The sequence below is a fragment of the Kocuria sp. SM24M-10 genome, assembly GCF_001027955.1.
GTDB classification, from domain to species: domain Bacteria; phylum Actinomycetota; class Actinomycetes; order Actinomycetales; family Micrococcaceae; genus Kocuria; species Kocuria oceani.
Window position 1 is genome coordinate 26,355 of sequence record NZ_LDNX01000092.1, and the last position, 13,405, is coordinate 39,759.

The following is a 13,405-nucleotide window of genomic DNA, read 5'->3' on the forward strand; positions in this document are numbered from 1 at the left end:
CGCTTCATCGACCTGCCGATCAACGTGCTCTGTCTATTGCAGGACCGCTCCCGTGCCTAGGCTGGCAGCGGATGTCACCGGGAAGGATCCGCGCCCATGGGAAGTTCCGCACTGGTCCCCTCGGTTCCCACGGCCAGCGACGTCGACGGGCCGGTGCCCGAGGCCGACCGCGCTCCGGTGCCGCCCGCCCGAGAGCGGTGGGCGCGGATCCTGATCCGGGCTTTCGCCCTGGCCACGGTGGTCGCCCTCCTGCTGTGGCTCGTGCGTCTGCTGAGACCGTCCCTCGTGCACTGGCCGACCGTGGTCCTGGGCGCGCTCAACATCCCGTTGAGCCCGTCGCTGGTCTCGGTCGTCACGCTGTTGCTGCTCACCGGTGCCCTCGTCCGGCGCAAGCGCATGGCGCTGGTGGTCGTGGCTGCCTTCGAGGTCGCCGGAATGCTGATCTCCGCGGCCATCCTCGTCGGCGCGTTGGGGTTCGGCCTCGAGGTGGACCGGATCCGGACGACGGGACCCGCACATCTCGCCTTCGAGGTGCTGGCCGTGGTGATCGGCCTGCCCCTGCTGTGGCTGACCTGGTGGGTGCGGGACGCCTTCCCGGCCCGGACCCGGTCCGGAGCCGGTGGTGCCGCTGCGCTGACGCTCGTCGCGGGGACCGCTGCGTCCGTGGCCCTCACGCACCTCCTGCTCCTGGCCGTCACCGCCACGGCGGTCGACGACTGGCGTGTCCTGGCCGCGGCGATCTCTCGCGCCCTGGGAGTCCCGGTCGGGAATCCGCGCTACCACGAGGCGGTGCCCGAATGGATCCCGCTGCTCACGTCGCTGCTGCTGGCCCTGACCCTGCTCTCGGCGCTCTACGTGTTCCTCCGCCCGTCGCGGCGCAACGAGGAGTGGTCGGGTGAACAGGAGGTGGCACTGCGTGCTCTGCTGACGGCCCACGGAGAGGACGACTCGCTGGGCTACTTCGCCACACGCCGTGACAAGGAGATCGTCTACTCCCCCGATGCCCGGGCAGCGGTGGCATACCGGGTGGTCGGCGGCGTGTCGCTGGCCTCCGGCGACCCGGTGGGTGACCCGTCGTCCTGGCCCCAGGCCGTGGCCGCGTGGAAGGACCGGGCGCGCCGGTACGGCTGGGCCCCGGCGGTGCTGGCGGCCTCCGAGGCCGGAGCGAGGGCGCATGCCGCCGCGGGGCTGGCGGTGACCGCGCTGGGGGACGAGGCCGTGCTGCACACCGACCGGTTCTCCCTGGCCAGCACGTCGATGACCGAGGTGCGCCGGGCGGTGCGCCGAGCCGGCCGGGAGGGGCTGAGCGTGCGGATCCGCCGCCACGCGGAGCTGCCCGCCGATGAGCTGGGGCAACTGGGTGCCCTGGCGGAGCAGTGGCGCGGGAACGAACGGGACCGCGGGTTCTCCATGGCGCTGAACCGGTGGGGCGATCCGGCGGACGAGCAGTGCGTGGTGGTGACTGCGCATCGCGGCGAGGACGAGGTGGTGGGACTGCTCTCGTTCGTGCCCTGGGGGCGGCGTGGCCTTTCCCTGGACGTGATGCGCCGCTCCCCCGAGGCGCCGAACGGAACCACCGAGATGATGGTCGCCGAACTCATGGACAAGGGCTCGGCGCGCGGGATCACGAAGGTGTCGCTGAACTTCGCGATGTTCCGCTCGGTCTTCGCCGACGCCGAGCTGCTGGGCGCCGGCGGGCTGACCAGGATGCACAGTTCGGTGCTGGGGTTCTTCGACCGGTTCTTCCAGCTGGAACGTCTCTACCGAGCCAACGCCAAGTACCGCCCGGAGTGGGTGCCCCGGTATCTCTGTTTCGACGGCGCCCTCGCCCTGGCCCGCGCCGGGGCCGCGGCAGGCCAGGCCGAGGGGTTCCTGCCCATGCCGTTCACCGCACCGGCAGGCGGGCACCGGCTCGACGAGAGCCAGCTGCGCCGGATCCGGGCCCTCCAGGAGGTGCCGGTGTCCGTGCGGGAGCCGCGACGCAGCCGGCAGACCCAGGACCGGCTCCGGCACGCGCGCATGCTCCAGGAGGCCGGCGCGCCCCCGTACCCGATCGGAGTGGCGCCGGCCTCGTCCGTCGGGCTCGTGGATCCGGCCGCGGCCACGAGCACGACACCGCCCGACGGCGAGGTCGGGGCCCGACCCCGATGGCGGGTGCACGCACGGGTGCGGGCGATCCGCCACCACGGCGGGGTGGTCTTCCTCGACCTCACGGACGCCGGGACCACCCGGCAAGCCGTCCTCGAGCGCGACGTCCTCGGGGCGGAGCATTTCGGGGTGCTGACCCGGGCCCTGGACACCGGTGACCTCGTCGTCGTCGAGGCCCGCCCCGGCCGATCCCGGAACGGGACGCCCTCCCTGCTCGTGTCCGCCCTCACCGTGGTGGCCAAGGCCCTGCACCCGGTGCCCTTCTCCGGGTTCGAGGACCCGGAGGCGCGCCTGCGGCGCCGCTCCACCGACCTGATGGTGCACCCGCAGGCGTCGACCGTGCTCGAGGACCGATCGGCCGCGATCACGGCCATGCGCCGGTTCCTCGTGGAAGCCGGCTATCGCGAGGTCGAGACCCCGATGCTCGCCACCGTCCACGGTGGGGCCTCCGCACGCCCGTTCCGCACGTACATCAACGCCTACGGCACCGCGCTCACCATGCGCATCGCCCCGGAACTGGCCCTCAAGCGGCTGCTCGTGGCCGGCTCGGGGCCCATCTTCGAGATCGGACGCAACTTCCGCAACGAAGGCGCGGACGCCACCCACAACCCGGAGTTCACCTCGTTGGAGGCCTACCAGCCGCTGGCGGACTACCACGACATGCGCGAACTGACCGATCGCCTCATCAAGACCATGGCCACCGCCCTGCACGGTTCGCCCCTGCTCCCCCTGCGCGACGTCCACGGCGCCGGCCGGGCCTCCGTGCTCACCGACGTCTCCGGACCCTGGCCCGTGGTGAGCGTCTCCGACGCCGTCTCACGGGCGGTCGGACGCCCCGTCTCGATCGACACCGATCTCGACGAGCTGCTGCAGATCGCCGGCGAGCACGAGGTCGCCATCGGGCCGGGCAAGGGAGCGGGGGCCGTGCTCGAGGAGCTCTACGGCGAGCTGGTGGAACCGGCCACCATCCACCCCACCTTCTACTGCGACTTCCCGGCCGAGACCTCCCCGCTGACCGCCCCTCATCGCAGCGTTCCCGGTCTCGTCGAACGCTGGGACCTGGTGGCCAACGGAATGGAGATCGGCACCGCGTACTCGGAACTGACGGATCCCGTCGAGCAGCGGCGGCGACTGACCGAGCAGTCCCTCAGAGCAGCCGCCGGGGACGTGGAGGCCATGGAGATCGACGAGGACTTCCTCTACGCCCTGGAGACGGGCATGCCCCCGGCCGGAGGCATGGGCATCGGGGTGGACCGGCTGGTGATGCTGCTCACGGACAGCACCACCATCCGTGAGGTGCTGACGTTCCCGTTCGTCCGTCCCTCGCCGTCGCGCAGCTGACCCGAGGGGTGGCCCCGCCGACGGCAACCGCTGCACATCGGCGATGCTCCCGGAGTCGAGCAGGACACGAGCTGAACGAACACCGTCACGTCGAGCACGTACCACCTTGTTGGCCAGCCGTTGGCACCCCGCCGTCGAATTCCAGCTCATGCCGTCGAACATCCCGACGGTGCGCACGTGTCCTCCTGCTGAACGGCCGGCACTCGGCTGATCCAGCACGCGAGGCAGGTCGCGCCACCGGCACGTCCGTGCGCGGGTGGTCCGTCTGCGCCCCATCCTTGGTCCCGGCGCCACGGCGATTTCCAGGCCGCCCCAGAGCTGCCGGACACCGGATTCCCACTGCCCTGGAACGGTGGCAACACGGCACGCGCGAGACTGCCGTGACCAGGGCTTCGGAGTTCACGAACGCCACCAGCTGTCGCCTCATGGCGCGGCGGGCCAATGTGCGGTGTGCCGGAGGTCCTGCCATCAGCTGAGGCACCTGCGGTGGGGGGACCAGCACCGGTGCTGCCGGGCACCACGGACACGGGTGGGACCGGCCCCGGCTCCGTGCAGATCCTTCTCTGGCTCCTGGTGCGTTCCCTCGTCCGGCCGGAGCGCGCCTGCCGGCTCCAGTGCGTCTTACGAGCACCTTCACCGTTGCTTCCCATTGCCGTTACCTGCTGTCGTCGGGCACGATGGCGAACCCGGCGGGTCTCGGCCGGCACGCTCGAATCGGTGCCGCCGTGCCGCGGCGGACGGAAGACTTCGATCGACGATGGAGCGCGCCATGCAGATGGGACTCGTAGGACTGGGCAAGATGGGCGGCAACATGCGGCAGCGGCTGCGCCAGGCCGGGCACACCGTGGTCGGCTTCGACACCGACCCCGGGCTCTCCGACGCCGAGAGCCTCACCGACATGGTGGAGCAGATCGACAGCACGCCCCGGGTCGTGTGGATCATGGTCCCGGACACGGTGGTGGACACCGTGATCGACGAGCTCGCCGGAGTGCTCGGGGAAGGCGACGTGATCATCGACGGCGGCAACTCCCGCTGGGTGCACGACCGTCCGCGGGCGCAGCGGCTGGCGGGCCGGGGCATCGAGTACCTGGACTGCGGGGTCTCCGGCGGCGTGTGGGGCATCACCCAGGGATATGCCCTCATGGTCGGCGGGGACGAGGGCACCGTGGCCAAGGTGCAGCCGATCTTCGACTCGCTCAAGCCGGCCGGTGAGTTCGGCTTCGTCCACGCCGGTGAGCACGGTGCCGGCCACTTCGCGAAGATGGTCCACAACGGCATCGAGTACGCCATCATGCAGGCCTACGCGGAGGGTTGGGAACTGCTCGAGGCCGCCGGGCACGTCCGCTCGGTCCGGGAGACCTTCAACTCCTGGCGGGAAGGGTCGGTCATCAAGTCCTGGCTGCTGGACCTGGCGGTGAACGCGCTCAACGAGGACGAGCACCTCGACCAGCTCAAGGGCTACGCCGAGGACTCGGGTGAGGGCCGATGGACGGTCGAGGCCGCCCTGGACCTCGCCGTGCCGGTGCCCAACATCGCCAACGCCCTCTTCGCCCGGTTCACCTCACGGCAGGACGAGGCTCCGGCGATGAAGATGATCGCGGCGATGCGCAACCAGTTCGGCGGGCACGCGGTCCGGGACGTGGGCGCGAGCCCGGAGCACATCGAGTCCGCTCCCGGCGAGGAGCCGGCCCACCCGGCAGAGCAGTGAGCTCCCCCGTCCCCCGACTCGTCAGGAAGCCCGGCAGAGCGACACCTGGCCCGGATGGCTACGGCGTCGTCGAGCGGGAACTGCTGCGGGACTCCGGGACCGTTCCCGGGTCGTGCAGGTCCAGTGCCGGGTCCTCCAAGCGGACCCGTGGCGGCGAGGTGACATCTGTGCCACGGAGGCGTGGAGGACGTCACCCGCTTTTCAGCGCCCCCCCGAAGCCCATGGGCCGTCCACCACGGCCTTCTTCCGTGCCGGGAAGTCATCCGGACGCGGTGGAGGAACGGTATCGCCGACAATTCCAGCAGCACGGCTCCGGGGGCGCCCGCCTCCGGCTGGGCACCCGTGAAGCCTCCGGTTCGGATGACGCCGCTTCCGCTGGGGGCAAGAAGTGTTACCCCGCGGAGGCCCAGTGCTCAGGCCCGGTGGACCCTGCCGGATACTCCTCCAGGGGCACCTGACCGGCCTGCCAGGCGGCTCGGATCTGATCGATGATCCGCCAGCAGTGCTCGGCGGCCTCGCCCCCGATGGACAGGGACGGGTCACGGTCCAGAAGTCCGTGGAGGACCTCTCCGTAGGGGTTCAGCCGGCCGGCCCCGAACTCGGCAGTGAGACGGCCGCGATCCAGGACGAAGGGATCGCCGGAGCCGTTCACGTTGAGCTCCAGCACCATGCGGTCCGGGCCCAGGCAGATCCGCAGCACCGTGGGAGCCGTGACCCCGTCCAGGCCCACGGGCAGGTGGGGCACTTGACGGAAGGTGACGGCGATCTCGCGCCGGGCGGCGTCCAGGGCCTTGCCCGAACGCAGCACGAACGGCACTCCGGCCCACCGCCAGGTGGTGGACTCCAAGGTCACCTCGGCCAGGGTCTCGGTCTGGCGGTCCGGGTCCACTCCCTGCTCCTCGGCATAGGAGGGCAGGTCGCGTCCGCCGATGCTCCCGGCGGTGTAACGGGCGCGGCGGCCAGCCGCCACCGCGTCGCCGGAGTAGGGGCGGACCGCGCGCAGGGCCTCGGCCTTGGCCGCGCGCAGCTCTGTGGCGTGCACCGACAGCGGTGCGTCCATGGTGACCAGCGCCATGACCTGCAGCAGGTGCGACTGGATCATGTCCACCAGCGCGCCGGCCCGGTCGTAATAACCGGCGCGGTTCTCCAGCCCCAGTGCCTCGTCGTAGACGATCTCGACCTTCGCGACGTGGTCGCGATTGAGCAGCGGCTCGAACAGGTAGTTGGTGAAACGCAGACCCAAGATGTTGAGTACCGTGGACTTGCCCAGGAAATGGTCGACCCGGAAGACGCGGTCCTCGCCCACCAGGGCGGTCAGGCGCCGGTTGAGCTGGGCGGCACTGGCCTGGTCGACACCGAAAGGCTTCTCCAGGGCCAGCACGGTGCCGTCCGGAATCGTGATCCGGTGGAGGGCCCCGATGGCTCGCGACGTCACGGCCGGGGGCAGAGCGAAGTACACGGCCGGGATGCCCGTGGTCGAGGCCAGCACCTGCTCGAGGTCCTCGGCGGACGAGGCGTCCGTGACCAGGTAATCGGCATGGGCCACGGTGTGCTCCACCGCCGGCCCGGTCGCCCCGACGCCGTCGAAAGCCTCCCGGACCACCTCGGTCCACTGCCGGCTGTCACGCGGAGCGAGGTCGGCGCCGATCAGACGGAGCCGCCGCTCGGGCTGCTCGCTGAGCAACCGGCCCAGGCCGGGCAGCAGCAGCCGCGAGGTGAGGTCTCCGGTGGCGCCCAGAACAACCAGGGTGCCGATCGTCTCCGTACCGGTGGTGTCCATATCAGCACGGTACTCCTGCTGCCCCGGCCCGGGTCCGGGAGCCGCTGGTTGAATATGTGCATGAGCGATGACCGCGCTGAGACCGCCTCCACCCCGTTGGAGGACTACGCCTTACTGTCCGACCTGCGCACCGGGCCCTTGGTGTCCCGTGCGGGCAGCATCGACTGGCTGTGCTTCCCCCGTTTCGACTCCCCCTCGGTCTTCGCGGCCCTGCTCGGAGGCCCGGAGGACGGACGGTGGAAGCTCTCCGCCGTGGACGGGAGGGTCCTCTCCCGCCGCTACCTGCCGCGCACCTTCGTGCTCGAGACCACCTGGGCCACTCCGACCGGGACAGCGGTGGTCACCGACTTCATGCCACCCAGCGACCGCCAGGCGGACCTGGTGCGGCAGGTGACGTGCACCCGGGGCACAGTGACCATCGAGCACGATCTGCGGATCCGCTTCGACTACAACCGGGCCAAACCCTGGACCCGGCGGGTGGACCTGCAAGGGACCGCCCGCGAGGGGCTGCTCTCGGTCGCCGGACCCAACGCCCTGCTGCTCGCCGGGCCGCTGCTGCACCCCCACGAAGCCCAGCGCACTGAGCCGCAGGAGGGCATGGAACACCGCCACGAGGTCTCCCCGAAGGGACACCCCGACGACTACCAGGGCGCCGTCGCCGACCGGCTCACCGGAATCTTCCGCCTGACCGCCGGCGAAACCCTGAACTGGGTGCTCACCTGGCACAAGTCACACCGCTACCCGCCCACCCCGGTGGAACCCCAGGACGTCCGGGAACGGACGGTGGCCTACTGGCAGGACTGGTCCCAGCGGGTGGATAGCCACCACGGCCACGACGAACTGGTGCTGCGGTCCCTGATGGTGCTGCGGGCCCTGACCCACCAGGCCACCGGTGGAATCGTCGCGGCCCCCACCACCTCCCTGCCCGAACGGTTCGGTGGCGTGCGCAACTGGGACTACCGGTACACCTGGCTGCGCGATGCGGCTCTGACCATCGAAACGCTCATCGCACACGACTTCACCGACGGAGCACTGCACTGGCGCAATTGGCTGCTGCGAGCCGTGGCCGGGCACCCCGAAGACCTCCAGATCATGTACGGGATCGCCGGTGAGCGTCAGCTGCCCGAGACGGACCTCAGCCACCTGGCCGGCTACGAGGGCTCCACCCCGGTGCGGATCGGCAACGGCGCCGTGGGCCAGTACCAGGCCGACGTCGTGGGAGAAGTCATGCTCGCCCTGGCCGCTCTGCGCAACGCGGGGATCGAGGAGGACGAGTACTCCTGGGGGCTGCAGAAGAACCTGCTGCGCTTCTGCGAGGACAACTTCGAGCGTCCCGGCCACGGCATCTGGGAGATGCGCGGGCAACCGACGTTCTTCGTCCACGGACGCGCCATGATGTGGGCGGCCTTCGACCAAGGAGTACGGGCCGTGGAAGAACACGACTTCGACGGCCCGGTGGAGCGCTGGCGGGAACTGCGGGACCGGTTGCGCCAAGAGATCCTGGACAAGGGGTTCAACGCCGAACTGAACTGCTTCACCCAGACCTACGACAACACCGAGGTGGACGCCTCCCTGCTCCAACTGCCGCACACGGGCTTCCTCTCCTACGACGACCCTCAGATGCTGGGCACCGTGGCCCGGATCGAACAGGACCTGCTGGACGAGTCCGGACTGCTGCACCGCTACCGCACCGAGGCCGGCCTCGACGGCCTGCCCGGAAACGAGTACCCGTTCCTGATCTGTTCCTTCTGGCTCGTGAAGCAGTACGCGCACAGCGGCCGTCACCGCCAGGCGCAGGCCTTGTTGGAGCAGCTGGCCGGCTACGCCACCGACCTCGGCCTCTACGCCGAGGAATACGATCCCACCTCCGGCCGGCTGGCCGGCAACTTTCCGCAAGCGTTCAGCCATCTCGGCTTCATTCGCGCCGCCGACGCCGTCGAGGAGGCCATCGGCAAGCAGCGACTGAACGAACGTCAAAGACGCCCCGACGACGCCGCAGGCGCACCCCGGAACGTGCTGGACCAGCGCCTCGACGGCCCCTCGGGGACGACGTAGTCGTGACCCGAGGGCTCCTCCGCACGGGTCCGTCGCCTCCGCTGACCCGGCTGGGGGCATCCGGTCGTGCCGTGGAAGCGCGCCGTTCTGCCCGGCACCCCGAGGGGACATCGCCCGATCCTGACACCTTTGCGCGGCATGGGCTGTGCCCTTGAGCAACGCCCGCGAGTTTCAGCGCCTCGGAATTCGGCAAGGCAAGCTCGTAGCGCGTTCTCCTGCCGCCAGCGTCGACCACGATCGTTCTGCATCGCCGGCGGTGCTCCCCACCGACCTCGTCCGAGGTCGTCTGTGTCTTCACCGCAGGCGTTCGTCTGGGCCACACCGTGTAGCTGATCGCCCAGATGAAGTCGATCGCGAACCAGATGCCCAGGATCGGGTAGACCCCGAGCAGTGCCTGGGTCCTGCTGGGGTCGGCGATGAGGGTCATGAGCATCCACAGGATGCCGGCGGCGATACCGACCGCGAGCCCGGTCCGGGCGGCGTCCTTCCAGGCTTCCTTCGTGTAATCCGTTCCGTAGCGCTTGACGAGGGCGGGGCTGCTGAGGTTCTCCGCGGAGCTCATGGTGCAACGGGCCACGGACCGCATCGTCGCCCTTCCCTCCTCCGGTGATGCGCAGCAGTACGCGCTCGACGTTCTCATGCAGTTGCTGCCGTTGGATCCGCACAGCAGGGCGGAACTGGAGGTCAACATCGCGCTCGTCGCCGAGGCTCCCGCACTGCCGGAACTGGTGACGATCAGGAACCACGCCTACCAACAGCTGGGCGAGGGCTGCACCCGGCTCGTCGAACTGCTCACAGGACGGCCGCGCGACGAGCACATCCTCCATCAGGCACGCCGCCTGCACGCGCTCATCGAGGGACTGGCGCTCCACCTGTTGATGCAGTTCCCCTCGGAGGACAGCGTCTGGGCGATCGAGATCCTGCGCGAGGAGCTTGCGCGCATCGCTTCAGAGACATCAACCTGATCCGCCTGCGAGGTGGCGCTGCTGGGCGCTTCCGTTCAGACCCGCGGGGGCAGGGCGGGGTGCGGCGATACAGCTGACCAGTGGTCCCCCTGGGACTGCTGCACCGGCAGAGTGGCTCAGCGACGGCGGTTCAGGGCGTTCTTCTGCAGCAGCGCGAGGAAGCGTCCCATGGCGGCGGCGCCGACGGCGACCTCCCCGAGGTGGATCAGACAGGAACTCCTGCTGCAACGGGTCAGGTCACGTAGTCGAGCGTCCCGAAGGATCCCCGTGTGCTCAGCAGTCGAAGACCCGCCAGCAGATGTCGTTGCGCAATCGCTGGTCCTCGAGCACGAGTTGGCGAATGCCGTCCGGCAGTTGCTCGCGCTGCCACCGGCATTCTGCTCGGCCGGCGGCCTCGGCCTCACCGTCCACGGCGGCGGCTCGTGCGGCCTTGATCGCGTAGGCGGCCGCGCCGAGCTCGTGGGCGGCCACGTGCGCCACCGCGCCGGCCTGCCCGGCGGCGTAGGCGGCGTGCCGGGCCGCTCCGCGTTTGTCCCGGGCCGCCCCCATGGCGTGGCCTCCGGCGGCCCGGGACTCCATCATCGTGAGCTCCCCGCGCACCCAGGCGCGGACATGGTCGATGGCTGCGCGCGGGCGCAGGTCGCCGGGGTGCGCCGACTCGAAGAGGGGCAGGACGTGCTCAGCGCAGGATGCCGCCCAGAGCGCCAGCAGGCGGTGGTCGGTGTCCGTCAAGGTGCCACCGCGGCGGATGGTCACGAGACGGGGGTCGCGGACCTTCGGGAGGATCATGGTCGCCAGCTCCACAGAGACGGGTGTGAACGAAAGACCTACGGTCGCGCTCGCTCCAGCCTATGTCCGGCTCCGCAGCCGCCGTTCTCGTCAGCTCTCCCCCATGTGTGCGGACGGACACGAGGGGCCCGGCCTGGCTGCGTTGAGCCCACGAGGATCGGGAGAGGCGAGATGACACCGCGGAGCTGCCGGCACCACTGGTCGCTGCGGTGGTGCCCTGGCCGGCGCGCTCGTGGTCACCGGGTTGGTGATCGCCGTTCACGCCGTCCCTGCCCGGGGTAGCGGGGAGACAGGGCGGGGTACTGGTTGCCGCACACGGGCATGGGAGTCGTCGGTGCACTGGCCTTCGCCCTGGTGCTGCACCACGAGCACCGCACGCATCGCCGCGGGGAGACCGGACCGCTGCCCAGCGTCCGCGGCTCGGCTGACGCCGTCACGGGCAGCTGAGCCGGGCCTGCCTGTGGTCGGCGTGCGCATGGTTCTGGTTCGTCGGGACAGCGATCGCCCCGAACGGCAGGGATGGACTGACCGTCCTCGGGCCCGTCTGCGGCCCTCGATCGGTGGACCGTCGGGGAGCTCACCGGCAGTGACGTCCGGGGACGCTCCCTCGCGTCCATGGCGCGGTCCCAGGCGGACGGGATGCCGACCGGCGGAACGACTGCCCAGGGCCTTCGGGGGCTTGTCCTTGACCGTGAGGGACCGGCCCGGTTGCCGGTGGCGAGGTACCGCCCCCGGCTCTACCGGCTGCCCATCGACGGCGCCCAGCCCCCACGACGACTCCGGGCCCACGCCCTGACCCAGCACGCAGGTCTGGCCGACTGACAACAACCCGACACCCCACCGACCCCAACAACGCCCCTGACTGCAGTGCCGTGGATGCAGCGGTCGATCGGAGCCTTGCCGGTCGCCGTCACGAGAGCCACCACGGAGTTCGCACCGCGGTATCGGGCATGAGAACCCGATCAGGAGGGGCACGGATCGTCGTGCGCTCCCATCCGCCGGCGGCCTAGCGTGGACTTGTCAACAGAAACGCAGGAGAGGCCAAGCATGGAACCGTGGAACAGAGCGATGGCCCACATCGAGCAGCAGCTCGCCGAGGGCGCCGCGCACCGGGGCACCGGTGCGATCGACGTCGCCGCCCTGGCACGGATCACCCTGACCTCGCAGCACCACTTCCGGCGGATGTTCTCGGTCCTGGCGGGCATGCCCGTCTCGGAGTACGTTCGGCGCCGGCGCATGACCGTTGCAGCCTCGCCCGTGCTCGCCGGTGAAGAACCGCTGCAGGACATCGCCGTGCGCTTCGGCTATGGCTCGGCCGACGCCTTCAGCAGAGCCTTCCGTGCCGGGCACGGAGCGGGCCCGGCGGACGCCCGACGCTCGGGTGCGGTGCTGCGGTCCCGACCTCCGCTGCGTTTCTCCCTCTCCGTAGAAGGAACACGCCCCATGGACTACCGGCTCCAGGACGAGGCAGCATTCACCCTCCTCGGGCGACGGCGCAGGATGCCGCTGGTCCACCACGGCCCGAATGCGGCGATGGAGCGATTCCGCGACGAGCTGGCCTGGACGTGCTCAAAGACAGTGGTCCCCGGCCAACCCCCTACGAACGGCTGGCAGAACCCGAGCTCCCAGCCACCGTCCTCGACCAGCACGGGCGCCCGGACCACGTCGAACTGTGGCTGGCGATCGCACCCCTGGACTGACTCCTGCGGCCCTCGCCATTCCCCACGGTGCAGATCTCATGATGCAGACGCGGGCAAGCGCCGGCTCCAGGGTGCCGTCGAGGGCTGGAAGCCGGCGGTCGTGTCACCCGGAGGTGGTCTCCTGGCGGCTTTCGAGGACCCGGATGGCCAGTCGCAACCGATTGTCGATGCCGAGTTCGGTGACGATGCGCCCGACGTGGGTCTTGACGGCCGGTGCGGACAGGTACAGGTCCTGGGCGATCCGGGTGCTGGACAGGACTCGGGCGACCCCCTCGGCGACCTCGTGCTCGCGGTCGCTGAGCCCCGCCAGCGGATCCGGGGCGACGTCCCGAGCTCCGCTGGACATGTCGAACAGACGGCGATCCGGGGAACATCCGGTGAGGTCATCAGGGACCCGGCCGCGGCCTCCTACTCTCGAAGAGCACCCCGCACCAGACAGGACCTCAGAACAGGAACTCGCATCGTGAGCACCTCATCAGCGGATCAGCACCGGGATGTCATCCACCGGTGGGTGGCCTCCTTCAACGCCCACGACGCCGTGGGCGTCGCCGCCCTCTACGGGCAGGACGCCTGGGTCGTGCATCCCGCCTACCGGCAACCGCTGCGGGGGCGTAAACCCGTCCAGGACGACACCCGGGCCTACATGGTCGCCCTGCCCAATGTGAGCGCGGAGCTGAACCGCGTCGTCGTCGATCAGGACTGCGCGGCGGCGCAGGTGACGGTTCGTGGGGTGCATGCCGGGCTGCTGGTCCTGGCCACCGGGACGCGACCGCCGACCGGGCGCCCGTTGGAGTTCACGGTGGCGTTGTTCTGTCGTTTCGGGCCGGAGGGGGAGATCGTGGAGGAACACCGGTACTACGACGTGGATGACATCCGGGGCCAGCTCGGCGATGCAGAGCATCGACGATAGGCGCCCCCT

At 70.3% G+C, this 13,405-nt stretch carries 9 protein-coding genes and 1 pseudogene; 7 read left to right on the plus strand and 3 right to left on the minus strand.

What is annotated here, in order from left to right; genetic code table 11:
* Window positions 1–96: 96 nt before the first annotated feature.
* Both lysX and gnd read left to right on the plus strand, forming a co-directional pair.
* A complete protein-coding gene (gene lysX, locus ABL57_RS10390) occupies window positions 97–3,489 on the plus strand; it encodes a bifunctional lysylphosphatidylglycerol synthetase/lysine--tRNA ligase LysX (RefSeq protein WP_152683356.1) in 3,393 nt (1,130 codons plus the stop codon).
* 769 nt (window positions 3,490–4,258) lie between these two features.
* A complete protein-coding gene (gene gnd, locus ABL57_RS10395; protein ID WP_047803393.1) occupies window positions 4,259–5,197 on the plus strand; it encodes a phosphogluconate dehydrogenase (NAD(+)-dependent, decarboxylating) in 939 nt (312 codons plus the stop codon).
* Window positions 5,198–5,588: 391 nt separating this feature from the next.
* Here the strand turns inward: gnd and ABL57_RS10400 are convergent, their stop codons facing one another.
* Window positions 5,589–6,977: a glucose-6-phosphate dehydrogenase gene (locus tag ABL57_RS10400; protein WP_047803394.1), complete on the minus strand. Its 1,389-nt coding sequence runs from the start codon at window positions 6,975–6,977 to the stop codon at window positions 5,589–5,591.
* A 60-nt stretch (window positions 6,978–7,037) separates the two neighbouring features.
* Between ABL57_RS10400 and ABL57_RS10405 the strand changes: the two genes are divergently transcribed.
* Both ABL57_RS10405 and ABL57_RS10410 read left to right on the plus strand, forming a co-directional pair.
* Entirely contained in the window at window positions 7,038–9,032 is a 1,995-nt protein-coding gene (locus tag ABL57_RS10405) for a glycoside hydrolase family 15 protein (RefSeq protein ID WP_082157372.1), read from the plus strand.
* A gap of 560 nt (window positions 9,033–9,592) precedes the next feature.
* Entirely contained in the window at window positions 9,593–9,997 is a 405-nt protein-coding gene (locus ABL57_RS10410; RefSeq protein WP_053004889.1) for a TetR family transcriptional regulator C-terminal domain-containing protein, read from the plus strand.
* Window positions 9,998–10,270: 273 nt separating this feature from the next.
* On the opposite strand, the gene ABL57_RS10415 is transcribed toward ABL57_RS10410, so the two are convergent.
* Window positions 10,271–10,786 (minus strand): putative immunity protein, encoded by a 516-nt coding sequence (locus ABL57_RS10415; protein WP_047803395.1) that lies wholly within the window; start codon window positions 10,784–10,786, stop codon window positions 10,271–10,273.
* Window positions 10,787–11,107: 321 nt separating this feature from the next.
* Here ABL57_RS10415 and ABL57_RS23295 point away from each other — a divergent pair, with 321 nt between their 5' ends.
* A complete protein-coding gene (locus ABL57_RS23295; protein ID WP_256363812.1) occupies window positions 11,108–11,233 on the plus strand; it encodes a hypothetical protein in 126 nt (41 codons plus the stop codon).
* A gap of 621 nt (window positions 11,234–11,854) precedes the next feature.
* Window positions 11,855–12,151 (plus strand): annotated as a pseudogene (locus tag ABL57_RS23300) (helix-turn-helix transcriptional regulator); the annotation flags it as partial.
* A 438-nt stretch (window positions 12,152–12,589) separates the two neighbouring features.
* On the opposite strand, the gene ABL57_RS23010 reads toward ABL57_RS23300, so the two are convergent.
* Complete coding sequence (locus tag ABL57_RS23010; protein WP_053004890.1) at window positions 12,590–12,832, minus strand: response regulator transcription factor; 243 nt, start codon at window positions 12,830–12,832, stop codon at window positions 12,590–12,592.
* Between the two features lie 117 nt (window positions 12,833–12,949).
* Here ABL57_RS23010 and ABL57_RS23015 point away from each other — a divergent pair, with 117 nt between their 5' ends.
* Window positions 12,950–13,396, plus strand: a complete 447-nt coding sequence (locus tag ABL57_RS23015; protein ID WP_047803396.1) for a nuclear transport factor 2 family protein — start codon at window positions 12,950–12,952, stop codon at window positions 13,394–13,396.
* Window positions 13,397–13,405: the final 9 nt, after the last annotated feature.